Source organism: Brevibacillus sp. MER 51 (assembly GCF_023714195.1).
GTDB lineage: Bacteria > Bacillota > Bacilli > Brevibacillales > Brevibacillaceae > Brevibacillus.
This window is the reverse complement of record NZ_JAMAUS010000001.1, coordinates 135,416-158,748: the sequence shown is the minus strand read 5'-3', so window position 1 is coordinate 158,748 and position 23,333 is coordinate 135,416. Positions and strand designations below refer to the sequence as shown.

Annotated in this window: 24 protein-coding genes; 9 read left to right on the top strand and 15 right to left on the bottom strand. The window is 46.1% G+C overall.

Annotated features, from left to right (window positions below; translation table 11 throughout):
- Positions 1-23 precede the first annotated feature (23 nt).
- Positions 24-458: an SRPBCC family protein gene (locus M3630_RS00680; protein WP_221866987.1), complete on the top strand. Its 435-nt coding sequence runs from the start codon at positions 24-26 to the stop codon at positions 456-458.
- On the top strand, positions 459-830 hold the full coding sequence (locus M3630_RS00675; protein ID WP_251250857.1) for an ArsR/SmtB family transcription factor: 372 nt from the start codon (positions 459-461) through the stop codon (positions 828-830).
- Positions 831-943: 113 nt separating this feature from the next.
- Here the strand turns inward: M3630_RS00675 and M3630_RS00670 are convergent, their stop codons facing one another.
- The gene (locus tag M3630_RS00670) at positions 944-1,519 is read right to left on the bottom strand and encodes a hypothetical protein (RefSeq protein WP_251250856.1); all 576 of its coding nucleotides are present in this window, start codon (positions 1,517-1,519) and stop codon (positions 944-946) included.
- A 259-nt stretch (positions 1,520-1,778) separates the two neighbouring features.
- On the opposite strand from M3630_RS00670, the gene M3630_RS00665 reads away from it, so the two are divergent.
- Positions 1,779-2,744, top strand: a complete 966-nt coding sequence (locus M3630_RS00665; protein WP_251250855.1) for a DHH family phosphoesterase — start codon at positions 1,779-1,781, stop codon at positions 2,742-2,744.
- A gap of 87 nt (positions 2,745-2,831) precedes the next feature.
- On the opposite strand, the gene M3630_RS00660 is transcribed toward M3630_RS00665, so the two are convergent.
- Positions 2,832-3,410: a dihydrofolate reductase family protein gene (locus tag M3630_RS00660; RefSeq protein WP_251250854.1), complete on the bottom strand. Its 579-nt coding sequence runs from the start codon at positions 3,408-3,410 to the stop codon at positions 2,832-2,834.
- A gap of 207 nt (positions 3,411-3,617) precedes the next feature.
- Positions 3,618-5,096, bottom strand: a complete 1,479-nt coding sequence (locus M3630_RS00655) for an Lsa family ABC-F type ribosomal protection protein (protein ID WP_237900933.1) — start codon at positions 5,094-5,096, stop codon at positions 3,618-3,620.
- Between the two features lie 457 nt (positions 5,097-5,553).
- Between M3630_RS00655 and M3630_RS00650 the strand changes: the two genes are divergently transcribed.
- The 4 genes from M3630_RS00650 (at position 5,554) to M3630_RS00635 (ending at position 9,655) form a co-directional block, all read left to right on the top strand.
- Positions 5,554-6,183, top strand: a complete 630-nt coding sequence (locus tag M3630_RS00650; protein WP_251250853.1) for a hypothetical protein — start codon at positions 5,554-5,556, stop codon at positions 6,181-6,183.
- A gap of 292 nt (positions 6,184-6,475) precedes the next feature.
- Positions 6,476-7,672 (top strand): MFS transporter, encoded by a 1,197-nt coding sequence (locus tag M3630_RS00645; RefSeq protein WP_251250852.1) that lies wholly within the window; start codon positions 6,476-6,478, stop codon positions 7,670-7,672.
- Entirely contained in the window at positions 7,665-9,056 is a 1,392-nt protein-coding gene (locus M3630_RS00640; protein WP_251250851.1) for a M14 family zinc carboxypeptidase, read from the top strand. The genes M3630_RS00645 and M3630_RS00640 overlap by 8 nt, the downstream gene beginning before the upstream one ends.
- 128 nt (positions 9,057-9,184) lie before the next feature.
- A complete protein-coding gene (locus M3630_RS00635; protein WP_251250850.1) occupies positions 9,185-9,655 on the top strand; it encodes a GbsR/MarR family transcriptional regulator in 471 nt (156 codons plus the stop codon).
- Between the two features lie 90 nt (positions 9,656-9,745).
- Here M3630_RS00635 and M3630_RS00630 read toward each other — a convergent pair whose 3' ends face one another.
- From M3630_RS00630 to M3630_RS00625, 3 genes are all read right to left on the bottom strand, one after another.
- Positions 9,746-10,240, bottom strand: a complete 495-nt coding sequence (locus M3630_RS00630) for a YdhK family protein (protein WP_173609265.1) — start codon at positions 10,238-10,240, stop codon at positions 9,746-9,748.
- Between the two features lie 87 nt (positions 10,241-10,327).
- Complete coding sequence (locus tag M3630_RS30885; RefSeq protein ID WP_285860071.1) at positions 10,328-10,459, bottom strand: hypothetical protein; 132 nt, start codon at positions 10,457-10,459, stop codon at positions 10,328-10,330.
- A gap of 480 nt (positions 10,460-10,939) precedes the next feature.
- A complete protein-coding gene (locus tag M3630_RS00625; protein ID WP_047069284.1) occupies positions 10,940-11,284 on the bottom strand; it encodes a winged helix-turn-helix transcriptional regulator in 345 nt (114 codons plus the stop codon).
- Between the two features lie 188 nt (positions 11,285-11,472).
- Here M3630_RS00625 and M3630_RS00620 point away from each other — a divergent pair, with 188 nt between their 5' ends.
- Complete coding sequence (locus M3630_RS00620; RefSeq protein ID WP_251250849.1) at positions 11,473-12,063, top strand: NAD(P)H oxidoreductase; 591 nt, start codon at positions 11,473-11,475, stop codon at positions 12,061-12,063.
- 142 nt (positions 12,064-12,205) lie between these two features.
- Here M3630_RS00620 and M3630_RS00615 read toward each other — a convergent pair whose 3' ends face one another.
- The 5 genes from M3630_RS00615 to pdhA form a co-directional block, all read right to left on the bottom strand.
- Complete coding sequence (locus M3630_RS00615; RefSeq protein ID WP_173609268.1) at positions 12,206-12,556, bottom strand: VOC family protein; 351 nt, start codon at positions 12,554-12,556, stop codon at positions 12,206-12,208.
- A 131-nt stretch (positions 12,557-12,687) separates the two neighbouring features.
- Positions 12,688-14,133: a dihydrolipoyl dehydrogenase gene (gene lpdA / locus M3630_RS00610; RefSeq protein ID WP_251250848.1), complete on the bottom strand. Its 1,446-nt coding sequence runs from the start codon at positions 14,131-14,133 to the stop codon at positions 12,688-12,690.
- On the bottom strand, positions 14,134-15,435 hold the full coding sequence (locus tag M3630_RS00605) for a dihydrolipoamide acetyltransferase family protein (protein ID WP_251250847.1): 1,302 nt from the start codon (positions 15,433-15,435) through the stop codon (positions 14,134-14,136). It abuts the gene before it with no gap.
- Between the two features lie 18 nt (positions 15,436-15,453).
- Positions 15,454-16,437: an alpha-ketoacid dehydrogenase subunit beta gene (locus M3630_RS00600; protein ID WP_251250846.1), complete on the bottom strand. Its 984-nt coding sequence runs from the start codon at positions 16,435-16,437 to the stop codon at positions 15,454-15,456.
- A complete protein-coding gene (gene pdhA, locus M3630_RS00595; protein WP_251250845.1) occupies positions 16,434-17,501 on the bottom strand; it encodes a pyruvate dehydrogenase (acetyl-transferring) E1 component subunit alpha in 1,068 nt (355 codons plus the stop codon). Before pdhA ends, M3630_RS00600 begins: the two co-directional genes overlap by 4 nt.
- A gap of 231 nt (positions 17,502-17,732) precedes the next feature.
- Between pdhA and M3630_RS00590 the strand changes: the two genes are divergently transcribed.
- Entirely contained in the window at positions 17,733-19,142 is a 1,410-nt protein-coding gene (locus tag M3630_RS00590) for a sigma-54 interaction domain-containing protein (protein WP_251250844.1), read from the top strand.
- Positions 19,143-19,220: 78 nt separating this feature from the next.
- Here the strand turns inward: M3630_RS00590 and M3630_RS00585 are convergent, their stop codons facing one another.
- The 4 genes from M3630_RS00585 to M3630_RS00570 form a co-directional block, all read right to left on the bottom strand.
- Positions 19,221-19,712, bottom strand: coding sequence for an SRPBCC family protein (locus M3630_RS00585; protein ID WP_251250843.1), 492 nt, complete (start codon positions 19,710-19,712; stop codon positions 19,221-19,223).
- Between the two features lie 18 nt (positions 19,713-19,730).
- Positions 19,731-20,558: a carbohydrate ABC transporter permease gene (locus tag M3630_RS00580; RefSeq protein ID WP_232772830.1), complete on the bottom strand. Its 828-nt coding sequence runs from the start codon at positions 20,556-20,558 to the stop codon at positions 19,731-19,733.
- A gap of 12 nt (positions 20,559-20,570) precedes the next feature.
- Positions 20,571-21,881 carry a carbohydrate ABC transporter permease gene (locus M3630_RS00575; protein WP_251250842.1) on the bottom strand — a complete coding sequence of 437 codons (1,311 nt, stop codon included), beginning with the start codon at positions 21,879-21,881 and terminating at the stop codon, positions 20,571-20,573.
- 108 nt (positions 21,882-21,989) lie between these two features.
- Positions 21,990-23,327: an extracellular solute-binding protein gene (locus tag M3630_RS00570; RefSeq protein WP_251250841.1), complete on the bottom strand. Its 1,338-nt coding sequence runs from the start codon at positions 23,325-23,327 to the stop codon at positions 21,990-21,992.
- Positions 23,328-23,333 lie beyond the last annotated feature (6 nt).

The window sequence follows — 23,333 nt, the reverse complement described above, 5'->3', positions numbered from 1 at the left end:
CTACGAAACGGAGAGATTTTATCGTGGAACAAAACAATCAACAAGCCGTAGAAGATATTAAACAAACCATCGTTTTCGACGCCCCTATTCAAAAGGTATGGGAGAAAGTATCCACTGCGGAAGCCATTTCTGCTTGGTTTATGCCCAATGATTTTCAACCAGTGGTAGGTCATGAGTTCCATATCCAATCCCCTTTTGGGCCGTCTCCATGCAAAGTGTTGGAAGTAGAAGCACCACATCGCCTTTCTTTTGCTTGGGATACAGACGGTTGGGTCGTCTCGTTTCTTTTAAAAGAACTGGGAGAAAAAACGGAGTTTACCCTCATTCATGGTGGATGGAAAGCGGCAGATGAGATTATCGGAAAAGCAAACGCGAAGAGCTCAATGATTCGCGAGAAGATGAATCAAGGTTGGGTTGGTATTGTACACGAACGTCTGAAAAAGGTTGTGGAAGGGTAAATGTCTGCTTCAGCAGAAAAGGTTGATGTATTTCAAGCGATCGCTGACCCTACTCGTCGGGAAGTACTTCGCTTGCTCGCTGAAAAAGAATTGCCGATCTCAGCGATTACCTCTCATTTCCCCATAAGCCGAACGGCTGTAGTCAAGCATCTTCATATACTTGCTGACGCAGATTTGGTTACAGGACATAAGGTAGGTCGCGAGAAAATCTATCGGTTGCATCCCGGTCCTCTGACGGAAGTAAAGCAGTGGCTTTCCTTTTACGAGCAGTTTTGGAACAATAAGCTCTCTATGTTGAAGCATCTGGTGGAGACCGATGGTGATACGACGTTAACTGTCGTGCAATCGGAACCGGATCAAAAAAGGATTTAGATTGTCATGCCCTTCCCTCTTGATCGTTTGCCCCAAGATCAAGAGGGTTTTCTTTGATCAGGCAGTACAGATAGAAAAAGACTGCCGATTGCTCGACAGTCTGGGTAGTTCGCTTACTTATTCAATAGCTCGGTCAGTTCAGTGGATTCGGTCAAGTGCAACGGTGCCGTTCCATAAGTTTTGCCATCTTCTGAATCAAACATATGGTCTTTATTTTCTCCACTCAATACGAAGAACAGTGTCTTCGCCTTTACTTCCGCTTTGTTATCTGTATTAACAGTCGCTGGCAAAGTGTTTGTCGTTACTTCAGCGTAGTTGAATTCTACTGCCAAAGCCTCTTTCTTGTCCTTCTCCACCGCTTGGGTGCTCTCGTCAAAACGCATTTGGTCCGCAGGTGTTTCAAAGCGTTTGTTCATGAGCGCAAGAATTTCCTTGAACTTGTCATCTTCCGGCTTCAGGGATGTTTTTTCCCCTTGCTTGTACACGACGATTTCTTGTGGAGTAGCGATCACCTGTTGCTCTTCTTTTTTCGCTTCTTCAGGTTTTTGCGTAGTTGTTTCACCCGTTTGCTGTTGGGTACCTGTTGCCGCTTGATTTTGATTTTTTGGTTGCTCTGTAGGCTGCGTGTTGCCGCAAGCAGTCAGGACTGCTAGCAGAAGTGCAGCCGGGATCCATGTAGACTTTTTCATGTTAAGGACCACCTTTTACTTTTTCTCTCCACTGCTTTACTCGCGTAATAGAAAAAAGGGCGATCACGAACATACGCGAACACGCCCGACCGATTGAACTAACGTGGAGTGCTTTTAACCCAAGCATTATAATACAACCAAAGTAATATTGCAAATAATCACCAATTGTTGTCTTCGTGCAAGCACGTCTTATTGAATGGGAAAGATGAATGAAGGCAGTACAATTCGGACGACAGACGGATTCCTAAGGAGATACTTCATGAATCATCAAAAAATCATTCATTTCAGTGATAAGGACTTGGATGGCGTATCCTGTGCAATTCTTAGTCAAATTGCTTTTTCCAATCAAGAAGTCGATTACCGCGGGGTGACTCCTTACACTGTCAATCAAGAAGTTCAAAAGTTTATCGAAGAAGAGCTTACCCCCGATGCGTACGTGATGATTACCGATGTAAGTGTCAATGACGAGGTCGGATCGCTTATTCAAAAAAAGGTCGATCAAGGACATGCGTTTGTCTTGATCGATCATCACCCAACTGCCTTGCCGTTGGCTTCCAAGTACGAATGGGCAAAAGTTATTACGGAAGAATCAGGGAAAAAGACTTCGGCAACGAGCCTTTATTATGATTACCTGGTAAACCAGGGGTATCTGACCCCTACTGGCGTTCTCTCTGACTATGTGGAGCTGGTTCGGGCCTTTGATACGTGGGATTGGGATGCAACCGGTACTGTACAGGCTAATCAACTGAACATTTTATTCTATATGATCGAGCGAGACACGTTTATTCAAAATGTGCTAGGACGCTTGCGTGTTGATGGTGCCAATACAGACCAATTTGTATTTGATGAAGTAGAATCTATTCTCATCTATACAGAAGAAAAGCGAATCGATGAATTTGAACAAAAAAAGCTGAAGCAAATGAAGCTGATCCCCGTAGAAATCGATTTAGATGAGCCAAAAACATTTCAAGTAGGCGTGGTTTTCCTTGAGCAATATCACTCCACGACAGGCAATTTCTTATGTAAAAATGCGGAAATGATTGATTTCGTCGCGATGCTCGATCCTGGAAAAGGCAGAATCAGCTTTCGAACCATACGCGAAGACCTGGATCTGTCGGTGATCGCCCAACATTACGGTGGGGGCGGTCATCCAAAGGCTTCCGGATGTTCCTTTACAGGCGTTACGTTAAAGGCTTTTGTGTACCCTGCTTTGCGGACGAATTAGAGCAAAACAATAAAAAGTCCCATTTCTCTATCCGTGAAATGGGGCTTTTTATTCTTCCGGAGTACGACTAATTGTTAACACAACCATTTATTTTACTTGTGCCTCTCCGATCTCATATCGCAGTTGTATGGACCCGCTTTTTCCATAAAGCTTTGTTTCTAGCAACTTCATGTCGTGACGTGTGTTGATGTTGTCAAAGTAATGTTTGCCGCTGCCCATTAAGACCGGATGAATGATTATCCGGAGTTCATCAAGCAAATCAGCATTGATCAAACTTTGAACAAGACCCGCACTTGCAGGAACAATGATATCACCTTTGATTTGTGTTTTTAGCTGTTGTATTTTTGTCATAACATCAGAATGAAGGAGTGTAATCGTCTCGGTGTAGTTCCCCCAATGAACTTCTGTAAACTCACGATTATTGGTTACTACAAACTTCTGAGTCTTATTCATTGCATCAGCCCAATCCCCCACTTGAAACGGCCAATAGCTTGCAAAGCCTTCATAGGTGACTCGCCCCATCAAGATGGCGTCAACCCTCTGGAAGAACGCAAGACCATCATCTGTGGCGTCGATAATTCCAGGCAACGCCCAGCTAACCATTTTGTCTTCTTCTCCTGTCGGCCCCGTATAAATACCATTCAATGTGCTGCTTACGTTTGCCATTATCTTCCCCATCGAATCTCCGCCATTCTTTCAAAAGTATTATCAAAAGATTACCACATTTCACTACTTAGTATTTCTTCTCGACTGCTCAAATTCCCCCTCCAGCAGAAGCAGTCGTTCCTACATTTAGAGAAGACATTGCAAAGAAAGGTGAGGAAAACGAAACGGTTTTCCCCACCTTCTTTCTTTTAGAGACTTTTCGTCCAATTACAGTTCAACGATCTTTGTAGCAATGTTATTGCAAAACTCCCTGTCATGCTCGACAAAAAGGATCGTTGGCGAGTGCTCGAGAAGCAGCTCTTCAATTTGCATGCGCGAAATGACATCAATAAAGTTAAGTGGCTCATCCCAAATATGGAGATGGGCTTTCTCGCAAAGACTTTTCGCAATCAATACTTTCTTCTTCTGGCCGCCGCTAAAAGCGGAAATGTCCTTCTCAAATTGTACGCGGGAAAAGTCCAGCTTTCGCAAAATCGATTTAAACAGGCTTTCATCAATCCCGTTTTCTCGGGCAAAATCCGTCAGATTTCCCTTTAGATGCGAAGTGTCTTGGGATACATACGAGATTTTCAACTGACTCCCCTTTCGGAAGGCACCAGTATGATCGATGTTCTCCCCGCAAATGAGCTTGAGAATGCTGGATTTGCCAGAGCCGTTTTTGCCTGACAGCGCGATACGCTCCCCCTGCTCAATCGTAAAACTAATATCTGAGCAAACCAACTTCTCCCCATAACGAATCGAAACCTTATCCAGTTCAGCAAGTTGGTTCTTATGGTAAGCAAGCTGTGCAATCTTTAAGCTGTCATGGCTTTCAATGTTTTTCAGGAGCTTCGACTTTTCTTCCAGCGCAGATTGCTGTCTTTGCTCAATTGATTTAGAGCGTTTCATCATTTTCGCAGCTTTGTGACCCACATAGCCTTTGTCGAGCTTAGAGCCTGAATTTAAGGTACCATTTTTCGTCTTTTCCACAGCGTCCGACCAGTTGCTCGTTCGTTTCGCTGCGTCCGACAAGCGTTTAATGTCTTTTTTGAGCTTCTCGTTCTCAGCGAGTTCATAGTTATCCTGTCTCTGTTTATTTTCCCACCAATCGGAGAAATTCCCTTTTTGCACCTCGATGTTCGTCTTGTTGATGGACAAGATGTGATCGACACAATTGTCCAGAAATGCTCGGTCGTGAGAAACAAGAATATAACCGCTTTTGGAATGGAGATAATCACTGACGAGCTCCCTTGCATGCATGTCGAGGTGATTGGTTGGTTCATCAATTAACAAAAAACTGTTTTCCTTTAGAAATAAAGCGGCTAACATCACTTTCGTTTGCTCCCCGTTAGACAAAGATTCAAATGGACGATATAGAACATCCTCTGAAACCTTTAAGAGGGAGAATTCGCGCATTAATTCCCATAGCTGATAGTCCGGGACAATGTCTTGAACGATATCAAGCGTCAGATATTCTTTGTTCTCGACTTGGAAAGGAAAGTATTCAAAGCTGACATGGGCACTGATCTTCCCGCTGTATTCATATTTACCAAGCAACAGGTTGAGAAAAGTTGTCTTCCCCCTGCCATTTCTTCCCGTAAAACCCAATTTCCAATCCGTATCGATTTGGAAGCTCACGTTTTCAAAAATGTTATCAAAACTGCCTTCATAGGCAAACGTCAAGTTATTTACATTGATTAATGACATACAATCATCCCCCTGCATGCAAAAAATAGAAAAGCTACAAGAAAGTTACTCTCTTGTAGCTCAAATAAATACAGCAAATCCAACTCAAAAATGAAGTTAGATAAGGATATATTGTTTGAGTGAAGAGATATAAGTAACTTTCTTGCACATAAAGAATAAAACATGCGAAAAATATCGCAGTTTGTTTTATTTTTTAAGCAAGAAAATTATCCATTATACTCTTCAGCTCCAGTCATTAAGTTAACAGCATCATAACATATTCATTTGTACGTTTCAACAAGTAATATTTCCGTTTTTTTACTGCGATTCTATTGAAAACTAGTGTCCCCTCGCAACAATCGTTTTGCTACAATAAGAATTTTTTTCCATAAAAAGAAGGTATTTTCAAATGTGTTCAGAATTCTCATGCTTATTGAAATTCTTTTTTCTTATTCGCATTCATATGGAGGAGTAAATCATGAAAAAAGTGGTAAGAAGTCTGGGTATTCTCGTCTTGGCATCATCATTCCTGTTCGTCCCGACTCAAGCAGCAGATGCGGTAGGAAAGGGAAAAGACTCTAACGTCCGTCCACAAAAATATATCTTTGATGGAAACTGGAAGTACGGTGATACGTTAGTAGTGGCATACGATACGTTCTTTCCGAATGGATGGATTTCGATTGAAAAAGAGCCACATCGTGGAACACAGCTTGGATATGAAGTAGCGAAATATATTAATGGCGCGAATTATGGGCAAGTGGAAAGAAGCTTGAGCTTTAACATCCCTTCTGGTTGGGTAGAAATCGGTCGAGGTTATAACAGCAAGAGACAGGCTTATATCGATATCAGAAATGAGAATAAAAAACGGTACCAACCTCAAGATCTGGAGAATAAATGGGTCGGTACCGGGGTGCCTGTACCATATGGCTGGGTCGTGGTAAATGTAAGTCTCTATGAAAAACAAATCGTCAATATCACCAGTATCCCTACTGAATCCAGCATTGAAGCGGTCAAACACCCTTCGCCAGCCTTTGCTTATGAAATCCCAAGAGGCTGGGAAATCACTGTAGACGGAGAGCATTCTCGAATTCTCACAAGAAAGTACTAATCATAACGGATACAATCTGTTACGAAATGAGATCATGAAACGACCTGTAGGTAACACGATGGAAAACCATTCGTGCAACCCACAGGTCGTTTTCGTTTTTCGAAATGTAGCTCTCAGCGGCTTCCAAATTATATGTGCAGTTGAATCTCATTGCCATAAGGAACCTCCATAACCGCACCTCCTGGCTTTGAAGTTTTTTTAGGCGACATTCATTTCAGTAATTTCAGTATTGACTAAAATTACTGAAAATACTTAATATAATACTCATAACATCTTTTAGGAAGTGATGCACATGAAAAAGACTACTTCGATCAGTGCTGTGCTCTTGTTTGTCACTATACTCGTTGGGGTTCTTGGCTCGTACAGCATCATTATTGCGCTGCCATTTATTGGAGAAGAATTTCATCTGAATCCAGTGGAGCAAGGTGCAATCATCAGTGTTTATTTTTTAGGCTTCGCGATTTTTACCATTCCGGGAGGGATCATTGCTGATAAACGAGGATCGAAGCAAATTATTGTAATCAACTTGGTACTGTGGGCAATATTGACTGCGCTTACAGGGGCGGTCACAAGTTTTGCAGCCTTACTCGTCATCCGATTTTTGTTGGGGTTTATCGATGCCCCCCTAATGCCTGCTATGTTAAAAGCGATTGCCGAACGAACACCTGCAAACATCCGTACGACCACAGTCTCCATCGTTTCATCAGCTGAACCAATTGGGACTGGACTTGCCCCCTTTCTAGTCGCACCATTGATTGCGATACTGGGATGGCAGGAAGCTACTTTTGTTACAGCATTAATCGGCCTGCTCTTGGCCCCCATTCTCTGGATATTCCTTCCCCGTCCTTTCGTGAAGGAATCACCATCATGCTCAGCATCATCAGAGTCGAACCCCACCCCTTTCATGTCTCTTTTCCGTAACGGGTATTTGTGGAAACTAACAAGTATGCTCTGCGGAATTCAAATCGTGATGGTTGGATGCTTGACATGGGTACCTACTTACTTAACAACGGAAAAACATCTTGCTATTACCCAATCAGGCTTATACGCATCGCTTCCTCTTCTCATTTCCATGCTTGGCTATTTGGCAGGAGGTTGGTTGTTTGACCGTTATTTTCATCAAAAGTTTCGATCGATGGTCATTCCGTCCCTTCTGTTCTCAACGATTCTCCTTACACTTATGATCCTATCTGACAATGTCAACCAGTTTCTGTTGTTTGAGTCGATCTCTTTGTTTTTTCTCTCCCTTACCACTCAACCCATTATTGGCCTTACCATGCGTATCATTCCCTCAGATGCATTGGGTACTGCTAGTGGAATTCTGTTAACCGGAGGAAAGCTGGCAAGTATTTTTACACCAATCGCGATGGGCGCATTTATTCAGGCGTTCTCCTTTCAAGCCGGTTTTTCCCTGTTGCTAGTAGGTGCAGGAATTGCACTTGTTTCATCCTTTCTTATCCATCTCAAAAGGAGTGAGGAGCTTGACTGATTTCATTCAAAAACTGTTACAAGAAATGCCTGATTTTTCACATTTTCTAACGATTGAGGAATTGGACACCTCTTCCCGTGAACTAGCAGCCGCCTATCCAGATCTTGTTACCCTCAGTACCATCGGTCACTCAACAGAAGGACACCCCATCCTCATGCTGCGAATTGGGAATGGCCAGCATCGCGCGCTGTTCGTCGGTTGTCCGCATCCAAATGAGCCGATTGGAGCTCTATCGCTAGAGTATCTCTGCAAAAAGCTATGTGAGGATTCAGCCCTATTAGAGCAAATGGATTATACCTTTTATATCATTAAAGAAATCGATGTAGATGGTTGCCGACTGAATGAAGGTTGGTACGGCGGCCCGTTTTCTCCAGATCGTTACATCCGCAACTACTATCGTCCCAGTATGCACGAACAAGTTGAATGGACATTCCCGTATGCGTATAAAACGTTCAGCTTCAGCGAGCCCATTCCTGAAACCGTAGCATTTATGCGGGCGATTGATGAAGCCAAGCCGCATTTCCTCAACAGCTTGCACAGCTCCGATCAAACTGGAACGTTTTATTATGTATCGACTCCTCTTCCCGACGCATTGTGCCAACAGATCATAAAACTGACCCATGATCATCAATTACCGCTGATGATCGGCGAACCGGAGGCACCATTCATGCCCCCTATCCAAGCCGGTTTTTATCTGCTACCTGAGCTGTCTGCTATGTACGATTACTACCAAAGTATCCTGCCTACTGGAGAAGACCCTTCGAAAGCAATCCTCATGGGGGGCTCATCGCGCGATTATGCTGGGACACGTTATGGTACCTTTTGCCTTGTTTCGGAAATATCGTTGTTTACGGATCCAAGGATGGGAGATAAATCGGAAACCACTCATAGCTACAAGGATGCTACGCTGGACATAGCCAAACTGGAAGGGGAACAGATTGCTTTTTTATCCAAACAGTACCAAAACGCACAGGCATTCATAACGGTACCAACCAAATTTCAGCGGTCTGTAGAGGATTTTCTGATCGGTATGGAGGAAGTTCGATCCCATCATTTACAATCAGCTGAAAGTGATGCAGGTTTAGTACGCTTCGCAACAGTAGCTGAAATGTTTGACCTGAAACTACGCACTTTTTGGAGTTCTCTATGCTGCTGTAGCATGCTCATCCGCATGCTGGATGCCCAGCCCAACAACATCGCCCTTTCGGAGATTCGAGCAGATTCAGAACAATGGCTGAATCAAGGCTTACAAGAGCTACTCTCCTTTTTTAACTGGTCGATGCGTCCGCTGCGCGAATTGTGCGGTGTCCAGCTAGGTTCTGCCTTGATGATCATGGAATATCTTCGTCAAACCCATGAAACCACTTCCACGCCACTAAAATAAGGAATGACGTGGGCACCTGTCAAAAGAGCAGGTGCATTTTCTTTTGGTATTTTCTGAAGAAAGCGATGACTATTGGTAGTATAATAGACAAAAGCATGGAAATCGGGCAAAACGAGGAAAAAGGAGTCATGAAGTTGGACAAATTAACGGCGGAAACAATGCAATTGATTGAAGAAATGGCTCTCCATCACGAAAATCAAGGATTATCCAGAATTGCTGGCCGGATTATTGGACTGTTGATGGTCTCTCAGGAACCCCTTTCATCCGAGCAGATTGCCACTACATTACAAGTCAGTCTCGGAAGCGTGTCAACCAATATGCGCATGCTTTTGAAAATTGGATTCGCGGAAAAAAAGAGTGTGACAGGCGACCGTGTGAGCTATTACATCATGGCACCAGACACGATTGAGGAAGAGCTTATACAGGGTTTAGAACGCATCCTATCATTAAAGAATATCATAGAAAAAGGAATGCAAATTGAAAATTTGAAGGATAGTGAGCTAGTTATGCAGCGATTCCATGAGATGCTGGAAGCAATTGAGCTATACAGGGAATCTCTCAACCAAATGCTCGTTGAGTGGAAGTCTCGTCGTATGTAACAGCAAACAGAGTATCAATGGAAAAGCAGAAAGGCAGCTTTGGCGCTGAAAAAGCCGCGGCTGCCTTTTTCCATAAAAGGATGGCATCGATCATTTGACTGGTGATATCTCATCCTCCGTTACCCATTTGTAGTTCTTTATTTCTCCTCCCCCTGTCGTGGGAGTGTAATCGATCATATAGACAGTCGTTGTATTTGCCGTATCAAGCTTGGCTGATGCATCGAGCATCCCTTTCACATGATCCGCCTTCAAGACCACTTCCGTTCCCGGATTATACGGTTGCTGGATATGGTTCTTGATTTCTTCTTGAATGATCCATTTATAACCTTTCACAGGGGGCTCACCCGTTGTAGGCGTATAGGTAACGGAATAGGCCGTCGTGTCGTAAGCCCCCACGATTTTTGCTTTCGCCCCTTGCATCCCTGGTTGGTGACTTGCTTTCAAGATGACTTCACTCCCTACTGTATACGTAGGTTTCGGTACAACTTCTACTTGCTCCAGCACATCCGGTGCAGCAGGACCGCCACATGCGCTTAACCCCATTGCGGTAATCAGCATGAGCGATAACAGTTTCCATTTTTTCATTCTAAACACCCCGAATTCTTTGTTGTCTGTCAAAGGTATTATGGGTACACAATACCTTCCTTATCCACTTGTATCCTGCTTGATGCTTTATTTGAATGCATCCTTGGACGGGCTTGGCAAATCCTGCGCATCTGTGTACAGCAACATCTTCCTCCTGCTAGCCATTCTGCCAGTCAACTCTTGTCCATACAGACGCGCCACCCAAATAAAATGTTTCATGTAAAAAGAAACCAGTTCGAAGGACCTGCTCGTGCCCTGAACTGGTTTTCGCTCTATTCCGCTGCAAGTATGTACTTTCTGAATAAAGCAAAAGGCCGCAAAGAATGGTCGTACAGCTCACTGCTGAACACAACAAGCCGTAAGACCCAATCCTCTCGTATATCCGAAATTTTGGCTGAATCGACTCTTGAACCCATGCTGCTGAAACAATCTGCTTTTCTTGCCATTGACAGATAGAGAAATCCTAGCTTTTCCATATCACGCGAAGTAAGGCGTAATCCGTCTCCCCCGTTATGAATACCCTGTCCGTCAGAATACCAATACGAGTCTTTGATATTTAGAGGCAGAAAGAGATGCTTTTTGGCAAAATCATATGTGCTCATCCTGTTGCCTTTTGCAGGATGGCAGACAATAAATGCGAACAACCAGAATTGTAATTCATCTTCTCTCCCGGTCGGTCAAGAAGCGGCCGATCAGTATTTAAGATTCTTTCCCCGGTATTTCCCCTCGAAGGTATCGTTCGCCCCATTCACACATGAGATCCATGATTGGTTTGAGCGATTCTCCCAATTCACTCAATTCATACTCGACCTTTGGCGGTACTTGGCTGTACACGGTCCTAATGACGATTCCATCCTCTTCTAGCTCACGCAGCTGCTGAGTCAGGATTTTTTGGCTAATGTCCGGCATTTGTTTTTTCAATTCGCTCGTTCTTTTTGGCCCGTAGTATAGCTGACATAAAATCAAGGTTTTCCATTTTCCACCTAAAACATCTAGCGTTGCTTCAGAAGGAATTTGGTATGTATGTTTGAGCTTTGGTCTCATCGATTTGCTATCCTCCCTCATGGCTTACGATTTTTTCAGGAACCTTTTTGTTCCTATGTTACTTTTTGGTATCGAAAGCACAAAAAAGTGCGTACTTTTCACATTCCATTATATGGTGCATGATTCGGATATACCAGCGCCTTAGAAGATGGCCGTATAAATGACTACAAAGATAGAGGGTGTATGAAATGAAAGTACTGACAGTTGTTACCCATCCACGTACCAATTCCTTGACCTTTGCCGTTTCAGAACGCTTCGTTCAGGGCCTAAAAGATGCAGGACATGAGGTTGAAGTTTTGGATTTGCATCGCAGTGGGTTTCACCCTGTATTATGGGAGGAAGATGAGCCGGATTGGAATAATGGCGATAAGAAATATTCCGAAGAGGTCGAGATTGAAATGGAGCGCATGAGAAAACACGACGCGTTAGCTTTCATTTTTCCGATCTGGTGGTTCAGCATGCCAGCCATGCTAAAAGGATATATCGATCGCGTCTGGAACAACGGGTTTGCCTATGGTTCACGAAAACTGCATCATAAGCATGCATTGTGGATTGGTTTGGCAGCTGCTACGGAAGATCATTTTCAAAAAAGAAGTTATGACCAAATGATAGCGCATCACCTCAATGTCGGAATCTCCGGTTACGTCGGAATCAATGATTCGAGGGTTGAGTTCCTTTATGACACCTTGGCGCAAAATCCTGCGCATATCGAGCAGTTGTTGGACCGTGCATATCAATTGGGATTCCATTATGGGAAGAAAGAGAGCCTGCAAGTATAAAAAATGTCTTTCTATCGTAGCCAGCGGTGGGAGTTGCAACTTAACGCCCACCCCTTCTGATTTACCGGATGTCCAAACAATAAAAAAGAAAACCCTCTTTTCTTGTGAGAAAAAGAAGGCTTTCAACTATGTGTATTTAATGCTACGCAAGTACCTCAACTGTAAATCCACCAGGAGCTTTCACGTAAAACGTCCAGCCATGCGATCTTACTGGCGGTGCTACTTTGTAACCATCTTCTTTTAAGCGTTGATTGATTTCATTTACTTTCTCTTCGCTCTCCTGAATGAAGCCGATATGAAATGTCTTTGGATATTGGACTTCGGCACCCTTCATCAAGGTAAACACCAGGCCGTTATCGTCAAATAGGACCCCAAAACTATCGCCACGGGCATCATCCGACGTATCTAACTTTTTCAAGCCAAAATATTTCTCCAAGAAATCAGAAGCAGCTGGAACATCCGTAACCGTAAGATTGACGTGATTCAATTTCATAATGACCACACATCCTTTGCACGAGATTAATTCAAGCGTAGCACATTCATGCAAATGCTAATCTTGACAGGGTCTGAGGCTGATCATTGTCATGAATATCCGTCACTTATCTTTAAGGTTTCACGATAGTTCTATTGGTTCACAGCTACTTTTGATTTGTTTACGATATGAATGGCATGACCTAACACCGCTTCAGCAGCCTCCAGCCATACTTCGCTTAAAGTGGGATGCGGATGCATAGTTAACGCCACATCTTCTACACGTGCAGCAAGCTCAAGTGCCAGCACACCCTCCCCAATCAGGTTTGAGGCATCCGCACCTACAACGTGCATTCCCAATAATAAATGGCTTTCTTGATCCACTATCACTTCTGCAAAACCCTCTCCCTCATCCATGGCGAGTGCTCTTCCATTCGCCCGATAAGGAAACGCCGCTACCTTGACCTTGTATCCTTGAAGTTCTGCCTCTTCGCGTGTCATCCCCACACCCGCTATTTGCGGTTCGGTAAAAATCACATAAGGTACAAAAGGGGAATCTACGCTGCTAGGCAGCCCTGCGATCACCTCGGCTGCCACAATCCCTTGCTTCGTTGCACGATGGGCTAACGCAGGGCCAGGTGTTACATCGCCGATGGCATAAATATGCGCCCTGTTCGTACTGCCAATCGATGTCACGGGTATGTAGCCGCGCTCGTCCATTTCTACACCCGCCTGGGCAAGTCCGAGTTCGCCTGTGTTCGGCACTCGCCCTATGGTGACGAGTGTTTTATGTGCGATGACACTTTCGAAACCGTTCTTTTCCGAGGTGCATGCGAGCGTGACTCTTCCGTTCGCTACCTCAGCCTTCTCTACCTTTGTTGCGGTCTTGACCGTCATCCCGAGCTGTTTCGCTTGCTTGAGCACTTCCGAAGAGAGATGCGCCGCTGTCTGTGGCAGAATTCGCTCGGTTGCCTCGATGACAGTCACCTGCGATCCAAGCTTGGCGAACGCCATCCCGAGCTCCATTCCAATATAGCCCCCGCCGATAATGGCCAGTGTTTCCGGTACGTCATCCAATGCCAGCATATCAGTAGAATCCAGAATATATTCTCCATCTGTTTTCAAAAACGATGGAATGAATGGACGTGATCCTGTCGCAATAATCGCTTGTTTGAATTTGTACGTTTCAAAATCGCCACCCGTCTCTACGCCAATCCGATCACTCGAGAGAAATATCGCTATCCCCTTTACGACCGTAACCCCGTTGGCCTGGCAGAGATAATCGACCCCTTTGTTCAGCTGAGCAACGACAGAAGACTTCCACGTCTGCCAGCTCGGCATGTGGAACGTTGTTTTCCCTGTCGGCAGTTGAATTCCAAGCTTAGTTAGACTACTTAGCTTGTGGTATTCGCCTGCTGTATGAATCAAGGCTTTCGACGGAATGCATCCGCGATTCAAGCAGACCCCACCCAGTACTTCTTTCTCAATCAGAACAACCGATTTCCCCAGCTGTCCGAGACGAATAGCGGCTGCATAACCTCCTGGCCCACCGCCGATGACAACCACATCTGTTTCTACTGCTACTTCGCCGACTACCATCTATACCATCTCCGCAAACAATAGATTCGGATCTTCCAGCAACTCCTTGATCCGGTTGGTAAAACGTACCGCCGTCACGCCATCGATCAGGCGATGATCAAACGAAAGTGACAGGTTCATCATCCAGCGAATAACGCCTTCATCCTCACGCACGACCCAACGCTTCTCCATTTTGTGCAAACTGATAATCGCCACTTCGGGGTGATTAATGATGGGAGTTGCTTGCAGTCCCCCGATAGGACCTACATTGCTGACCGTGAAGGTGCCGCCTGTTATGTGCTCCATGGTCAATTTGCCTTCGCGAGCCAAGCGTGCCAGCTGATCGATTTCCTCTGCGAGTTGAAAAATCGATTTGTGGTCTGCATCCTTGATAACTGGTACAATCAAGCCCTCCGGCGTATCCGTTGCAATGCCGATATGGTAAAAACGCTTGAGCAGGATTTCATTCGTATGTTCGTCAATCGATGCGTTCAGCGTCGGGAATTCCTTCAGTGCAATGACCAGCGCCTTGATAAAGAACGGCAGGAAGGTCAGCTTGATATTCCGTTTTTCCGCATATGGCTTTAGCTTTTCGCGCAAAGTACGCAGCTGATCCATCTCCAGCTCATCGACTGAAGTAACATGCGGGATGATTGTCACTGATTTCACCATATGCTCGGCAATCTTTTTCCGGATGCCTTTTAAAGGTAGCCGTTCGATATCTCCCTGCGACGAGGTGGTCGCGCGAGTAGTGGTTCCTGTTTTCGGCTGAACAACCGGTTCAGTCTCAACCTGCACCGTACTTGCCTCCAACAGACGCTCATTGCCAGTAGCCGAAGTCGGAAACTTGGCTGGTACTGATTTTTGCAGTCGATTGGCGAATTGGCGCAAATCTTCTTCTGTCACACGCCCTGCTGCTCCTGTTCCCGTGACCAACTCGATATCCAGCTTCATTTCCCGTGCCAACTGCCGAACGTATGGTGTGGCCAATGAGCGGCGGTGATCAGCACGAGCTGGGGCAAAATTGACTGTCTTATCCGGATTTACGACCTTTTCTGGAAGCTTTGTCTCTTCCTTCTTTGCTTCCGTACCTGCATCGATTACGAGAAGGGTAGTTCCGACCTCTACTGTTTCCCCTTCTGATATGAAAATGTCACGAATAATGCCTGTCACTGGCGCAGACAACTCGGCATTCACCTTGTCTGTCTGAACCTCCAGCAGCGGTTGATCCTGTTGAACGGATTCGCCCGTGCGAACCAGTACTTTTACAATTTCTCCTTCATGCATACCTTCTCCCACATCAGGAAGCTTGAACTCAACCATATGACTCGCTCCTTCTCTTTAAAACGTAGCCGTTTCCAAAATTCCGTCCTTCACGCGTTCAGCCGTTGGCAAATAGTCATCCTCGATGCTGAATTGCGGGACGGGGACGTCAAATCCGGTAATCCGTTTCACGGGAGCCTTCATGTAGATCAATGCTTCATCATTGATTATGGAGATGATCTCTGCACCCAACCCGGCTGTCTTATGCGCTTCATGTACGACAACTGCGCGTCCAGTCTTTTTGACCGAGGCGATGATCGTATCCCGATCCAATGGATAGAGCGTCCGCAGATCAATGACTTCACAACTCAAGCCGTTTTCGCGCTCGATCTGCTTCGCAGCATCCTCAGCGACGCGAAGCATCGCTCCCCAAGCAAAAATGGATACATCCGAGCCTTCCTGGACGACCTTCGCTTTTCCAATGGGGACACGGTACATTTCCTCTGGAACCTCTTGTTTAAATGCACGATACAGCTTGGTCGGCTCCAAAAATATGACCGGGTCAGGATCTTCCATTGCTGCAATCAGCAAGCCTTTTGCATCATAAGGTGTGCTTGGTGCTACAACCTTTAAGCCAGGGACATGAGCAAAAAACGTTTCGACACTCTCCGAATGCAGCTCAGGACCGCGAATCCCTGCTCCATACGGTGTGCGTATGACCATCGGGACATGGTACTGTCCGCGAGTCCGATAGCGCATGCGTGCCGCATGAGAAACAATTTGCTCAAAGCCCGGATATATGAAGGCAAGGAATTGAATCTCGACCACAGGAATTTTCCCGTTCATGGCAAGACCGATTGCTGCCCCGATGATTCCCGCCTCAGCAAGCGGCGTGTCCACTACACGATCCGGACCGTACTTGTGAATCAAATCTTCCGTCGCCCGGAACACGCCACCATTCACGCCAATATCCTCGCCGAGCAGTATAATGCGTGAATCATCTGCCAATTTTTGATCCATAGCCTCCGTGATTGCTTGAATCATCGTCAGTTTGCGTTTCATGCGGGGATTCCCTCCTGCTTCGATGGCTTGACGAGCTCGCTCTCCTGTTCCGTTGCCATCCACGATGGTTCAGCGTAGACGTGCTTGAACATGTCTTCCGGTTTGGACTTCGGATAGCTCTCTGCTTCGACAAGAGCTGCGTCGATCTGTTCATTGACCCGTGCAACCAACTCCTCTTCCTTCGTTTCATTCCACAACCCTTGATTCTCCAGATATACACGCAGACGTTGGAGTGGATCGCGTTCTTGACGCCATTCCTCAGACAAACTCTCTTGATCCCGGTATTTCTTTGGATCATCTGCGGTTGTGTGTGCGCCATATCGGAATGTCACCGCTTCGATCAACGTTGGTCCCTTGCCATCTAGTGCACGTTGCATGGCTTCTTTCATCGTCAGCCAAACAGCGAAGATATCATTGCCGTCTATCCGAACTCCAGGGATGTCATAAGCAGCCGAACGCTGTGCAATCGTTTTCGATGAAGACTGCTGTGAAAACGGAACGCTGATGGCGAAGCCGTTGTTTTGACAGAAGAAAATGGTCGGTGTTTGAAATACGCCTGCAAAATTCAAAGCCTCATGAAAATCGCCCTCTGAGCTTGCTCCATCACCAAAGTAGGCGATGCTGACATGCTTTTCGTTTTGCAGCTTGCTCGCCCAAGCAGTTCCTGCCGCATGAACCATTTGAGTCGCAATCGGTACGCAGGGCGGCATGATGTTCAAATGCTTCGGACTGATACTCCCTTCCATGTGGCCCATCCAATAGAGGAACACCCGTGCCATGGATTGACCATGGACGATTGCTGCCGCATGGTCTCGGTAGGTTGGGAAAAGCCAATCTCCAGGTGTTAATGCCATCGCGCTGCCTACTTGCGAAGCTTCCTGCCCTTCAAAAGGAGCATACGTACCCATTCTTCCTTGTCGTTGCAGGTTAATCGACTTGCGGTCAAACTGGCGAACCAGCACCATATTTTCATACATCTTGATCATCGTCGCCTCGTCTAATTGCCCCTTGAGATCGCCTACCAGCTCACCCGCTGGACTCAATACCTGATATAATGAAGACATGGAAACATCCCTCTCTTTTTCAATGAAAAACACCGCGGTGTCTTTCGTTAGTGTGATCCTGATCGTTTTGCTTTTGCTTTCGTCTTTATAGAAGAGCAAGTAGCATGCCAATCATTTGAAAGCGATTTCACAACAAAACCATTCAAAAATGATCATTTTTGCATATGCATAATTGCGCATCGATGATTAATTCTGATTATTCCGTTTACAAGCTTACATAGGAGGACTTCCATGTATCAAACCAAGTATTTCCAGGCCAGTGACAATCATGAACTCGCAAAATTGCTGACAACCATCTTCAGTACGTCTCACGATGGATTGGCGATCTGTGACCGCAACGGCTACGTCCTGCTCTACAATGAGGCGTACTTGAACATCACGGGAGTTCCCGCCGACATCCTGAATAATTTCAGCTTTATGGAGCAAAAAGAAATGCATCTTGTTCCTGACTCTTCTGCTGTGCGGACGATTTTGACGAAACAAACCCATAGTGTCGTGATCGATTATCCAAACGGTCGGCAAGCGATTAACACAGCTACCCCGCTGCTCGATTCAGACCAGGAATTATTGTTTGTAGTGGGAAATGTGCGCGACGTCACGGAACTGAATCAGCTTCAGAAGGAGCTGGAAGAAACACGTCAAATCAGTTCGGCGTATCAAAGGGCTCTGGAGCATATCCAAACCGATGGTAACTTTGACGAGCAGATCATTTATCGCAGTGGGCTCATGCATCGAATCGCTTCACTCGCCAAGCGCTTTGCGACCAACGACTCTCCCATCCTTTTGCTAGGCGAGTCTGGTGTTGGTAAAGATGTCATGGCGAATTACATTCACGCGCAAAGCGGACGAACTGGAGAGTTTATCAAGATTAACTGTGGGGCCATTCCCGAGCATTTGCTTGAGTCAGAATTGTTTGGCTATGAGAAAGGCGCATTTACGGGGGCAAGCCAGTCAAAGGAAGGATTGTTTGAGCTGGCGGATCGAGGAACCATATTTCTCGATGAGATTGGAGACCTTCCCTTTCCTTTACAGGTGAAGCTCTTGAATGTGTTGCAGGATGGACGGATTCGGAGACTTGGGGGGAAAACATCTCGTCAAGTGAACATGCGTATCATCGCTGCCACTAATAGTGATTTGGAAGCGATGGTGGAACAAAAGCGTTTTCGGCAGGATTTGTTCTACCGGCTAAACGTACTTTCTCTTACCATCCCACCCTTGCGTGAGCGCCGCGAGGATATTCCGGCTCTCATTTTCTACTATTTGAAAAAGCTCGAATGGAAGTACCAGCAAGAGATGCGCGTCGAAACAGATGCGTTGGAGGCGCTGATGGATTATGATTGGCCAGGGAATACACGCGAGTTGAAAAATGTGGTGGAACGTTCTTTCCACATGTGTGAAAATGGGCGGATTACCTTTGATCAGTTGCCAACATCCATTCGTAATACGCAACAGACAGCCCTGCCTCTCCAACTCGCTAAAATGGATGAGCTATTGCCGCTAAAAGAAGCGGTCGAACGGTTTGAACGAGCGTATATCCAGCGCCTCTTGAAAGAGACAGACACCATGCAGCAGTGTGCGGATAAGCTGCAAGTGAACATATCCACGCTCGTTCGAAAAAAGCGTACCCTCGGCATTAAATAAGGCAAAAGGAAAAGCCCGATACACTTTGGTTCGGGCTTTCTCGTTCTTTCAGCGTATGGTCTCGCAAACATCCGGGGGCTATTTCACAAGCCCTTCTCTTAAAGTGTTGATCCCATGCTCCAGATACCCTTTCAAACAGCTTAAGACGTACACCCAGCCTTCTTTATTGTCGACGATTTTTTGTAGAAGCGCTGGATCATCTTCTTGAAAACCCTCTTCGTTCACTTCAATGATCGTCGTGGCTTCATCCAACGCGTTTAATGTAATCGTTACAGTATTTTCTTCTCCCGCCCACTGGAAAACAATTCGTTTGTGCTCTTCGATTTCGCGAACGGCAATCCCTACTTCTGCGTTGTAAATATCGTAGAATAATGTAATGTGCTTCCCTTCTTCCCACCTTGCCGAGCTGGAAGAGAACCAGAAGTTGCCGATTTTCGCCGGGTCCACGAAAGCTTCGAACACTTCATGGGCAGGCCTGTTAATCTGAAATTTTGTAAGATTATTCATGCGTTCGTCAACTCGCTTTCTGATTGCTGCTTCCACCGTAACACAATCACACTTGCGAGACAAACGATTGACTGACGCCTTTTATTCTTTGACAGCCCCAGATGTCAGCCCTGAAATAATCCGCCTCTGGAAAATCAACACCATCACTACGAGCGGGATCGTCACAATGATGGAGGCAGCAGATATTTCTCCCCACGGGATTGTAAACATTCCCTGAAACATGACGATTCCCACAGGCACTGTCTTCATCGCTTCCTGTGTATTCAACGTCAAGGCGAACAAAAATTCATTCCACGCTGCGATAAAAACGAGGATGGCGGTCGTAAAAACCCCAGGCATAGCAAGCGGGAAAAACACTTTCGTCATCGTTTGCCAAATGCTCGCACCGTCTACTTTGGCTGCTTCGCCCAAATCACTCGGTATTTTGCGGAAAAAGATGGTCAGATTCCAGATGGCGAGCGGCAGCGCGAAGGTTGTATACGGAATGATCAGGCCAATGTAGCTGTTCGTTAAGCCCATCGATTGCATGAACATAAAAATAGGAGAAATGGTAGCGATCTGCGGAAACATGGACACAGCCAGTACGACACCCAAAATAACCGTTTTCCCCCGAAAGGAAAGCCAGGCAATTGCATATGCAGCAAAGGAAGCGATCGTTATAGAGTAGAGTGTGGTTAACGTCGCCACGACAGTTGAATTCCACAAGTAACGGGCAAACGGTCTTTCCGTGAAGACGCGGACAAAGTTGTCCAACGAAGGATTTTGGATGATAAAATGAAAGGCTCGCTCTCCAAACAGCTCCGCTGGTGGCTTCAATGCTGCGAGGAGAATCCATAAAAACGGGAACATCACAAGAAAAACGAATAGCAGTAGACCCACGTAAAACAAGGGACCTGTATGTTTACCCATCCAATCACCTCCTTATTTGCTACTGCCATCACTCAGCAGATCAGCTCCCAATATTTTGACATAGCCGATGGAGATCAATGCCACACATAAAAAGACAATGACCGCAAGCGCAGAACCTTCTCCAAAACTCATTTGAGCAAACATCGTTTTGTACGCGTAAATGGAAATGGTCTCAGTTGAGTTCCCGGGTGCCCCACCTGTCAGCGTGTAAATCAGGTCAAATACGCGGAACGCATCTAGTGTGCGGAACAATAGCGCCACCAGAATAGTTGATTTCAGCATCGGAAGCGTAATACGAAAAAATTGCTGGGTGCGGGTGGCACCGTCGACAGAAGCTGCTTCATACAAGCTTTGGGGAATCGTTTGCAGGCCTGCGAATATGAGCAAAGCCATGAACGGCGTCGTCTTCCACACATCTGCCAAAATGACGGAAAACATAGCTCCAGCCTTTGTCGTCAGGAGCATCCCCATATCCGCGATCAGCCCTGCCTGCTCAAAAAGATAGGCGACGATGCCATTTTGCCCATCGTACAAAAACTTCCACATCATCGCGGAGATAACCGTCGGAATCGCCCACGGTATTAACACAGTTGCTCGTACAAGACTCCTTCCACGAAAAGGTCGATTGATCAAAAGCGCGATCAATATGCCGAGCACTAGTTCAATGGCAACGGAAATAACGGTAAAAAACGCCGTATTGTACAGAGCCCCCCACATCCGGGCGTCCGTTAAAAACTTCTTGTAGTAGGCAAAGCCAACAAAGTTGGGTTCGATTATCGAAGCTTCAATGCCTTGGAGCACGCCAAGAGCACCCTCTGGCTTCGAAAGCAGCTTTTGTTCACTCATTTGCAAAAGGACCGCTCTGATTTCCGCCAAGGTGTTTTTGATAGACTCTGTTTGTACGTTCGAGAGGCTCACATATTTGAGTTCTGTGGGGACTGGTTTAAAGTCCAGCAATAGCTGGTCGATCATTTGGTATCGGCTCGCGACCTCGCCTGTTTGGTTGAGGGAAGTGTTCATTTGCTCGATTTGCACTTGGAGCGCGTTCAATTTTTCTTTTGATGACCCTTCTGCAGAGTCCGCCTCCCTCTTTACATACCGGAGCAGATTGGGTAACGTGCTGACGTAGCGTTCCATATCTAGTCCATATGAAGAGTGAATCTCTGATTTCGTCGGGTCGTTCAACCGGATATCGTGCAGACTGATCCAAAAGGATCGCATGACAGGCCAAATCGCGATAACAAGTATGATGAGCAGTGCAGGAAAAATCAGCACATACCCCATCTGTTTTTCTGAGAGAGACATTTTGGTTGATCGATTCATCCGTTCACCACCTTCCTTCCCGCTAGAAGCATGCTTGGGCTTGCCTGATCGTTGTGCAACTTCCAAGGAAGTCGGTTAGACTCCCTTGGAAGCTCCATATGGTGCCGCTTAATTTCTCATCAAGTCGTTCATCTGCGTTTCCATGTTTTGCACCGCTTGCTCGGCTGTTTGCTGCCCTGCAAGCGCTTTGGACACTTCAATCTGGATCACTTCCGAAATTTTGGGATAGATCGGAGTCGTTGGACGAGATACAGCAGCGCTTACTCCATCGACGAAATCTTTGTTGGCGAACAACGGACTAGCTTTTTGAACATCGGCGTCTTCGTAGGCTGGCAGGTAAGTTGGTGCGAGCCCACCTTCTATCGCTGATATTTTCTGACCCTCTGGACCTGTCATGAATTTGAGGAATTCCCATGCTTCTTTCGGGTGCTTCGAGAACTTGTTGATTCCGCCCATCCAACCGCCAAGTGCTGCTGCGGAGCCTACATCGCCAGCTGGCAGTGGAGCGATCGCTACTTGATCAACGATTTTGGACTGGGCCTGATCCTGCGCCAACGCGAACTGATACGGCCAGTTGCGGATAAAAGGTGCCTGCCCCTCGAGGAAAGCGGTGTGTGATTCCGGCTCCATGAATGTGGTGACATTGGATGGGACGAAATCAGATTTGACGACCTCGATCATTTTTTTCAACCCTTTGATCGTAGCCGGATTGTTGACCGCTACTTTGCCTTGTTCATCCAAAATTTTACCGCCGTACGATGCACTGAACTCGACAAAGTTGCAAACCAGTCCTTCATATTGCTTGGCTTGCATCAAGTAGCCGAACTTCGTGCCGCCCTTGCCCTTCGTTGCCTTTGCTTGGGCAATCAGGTCATCCCACGTCTTTGGTGCTTCGGATACAAGATCTTTGCGGTAAAACAAGAGTCCCGCGTCGATAAACTTGGGCATGGTCCATTGCTGGCCGCCAAAGTTCCCGGCATCCATGGCCCCCTTGATATATTTTCCGGTCTCGATTCCATCTTGCTCCATCAGGCGGTCGAGCGGCAGAAGATAACCCGCTTGTGCAAATTCAGCCGGCCAGATCACGTCCAGGTCAAATACATCGATCTCGGAGGATTGGGCACTGAACATGGTAACGTATTGATCATGACTCTGCCCGGAATCGGCAGGCATCTCACGGATTTCTACTTCGATATTCGGATGGGCTTTTTGGAAAGCCTCCACGAGCTTTTTGGTGGAATCCGTCGCGTCTTTTCCGCGTGCGTAGACAAGCTTGATTTTTTCTGCTGTGGGCTGTGATGGCTCTGTTTTAGGTGCGGTTGGTGTTGAAGGCTGTGATGGGGTTGTATCTGTAGAAGCTTGCTGAGGTGTGGAAGAACATGCTGCCAATGAGAAGGCCATTAATAAGGTAAGTCCAACGGATGTAAGTCTTTTTGCAACTTTCATCTAAGT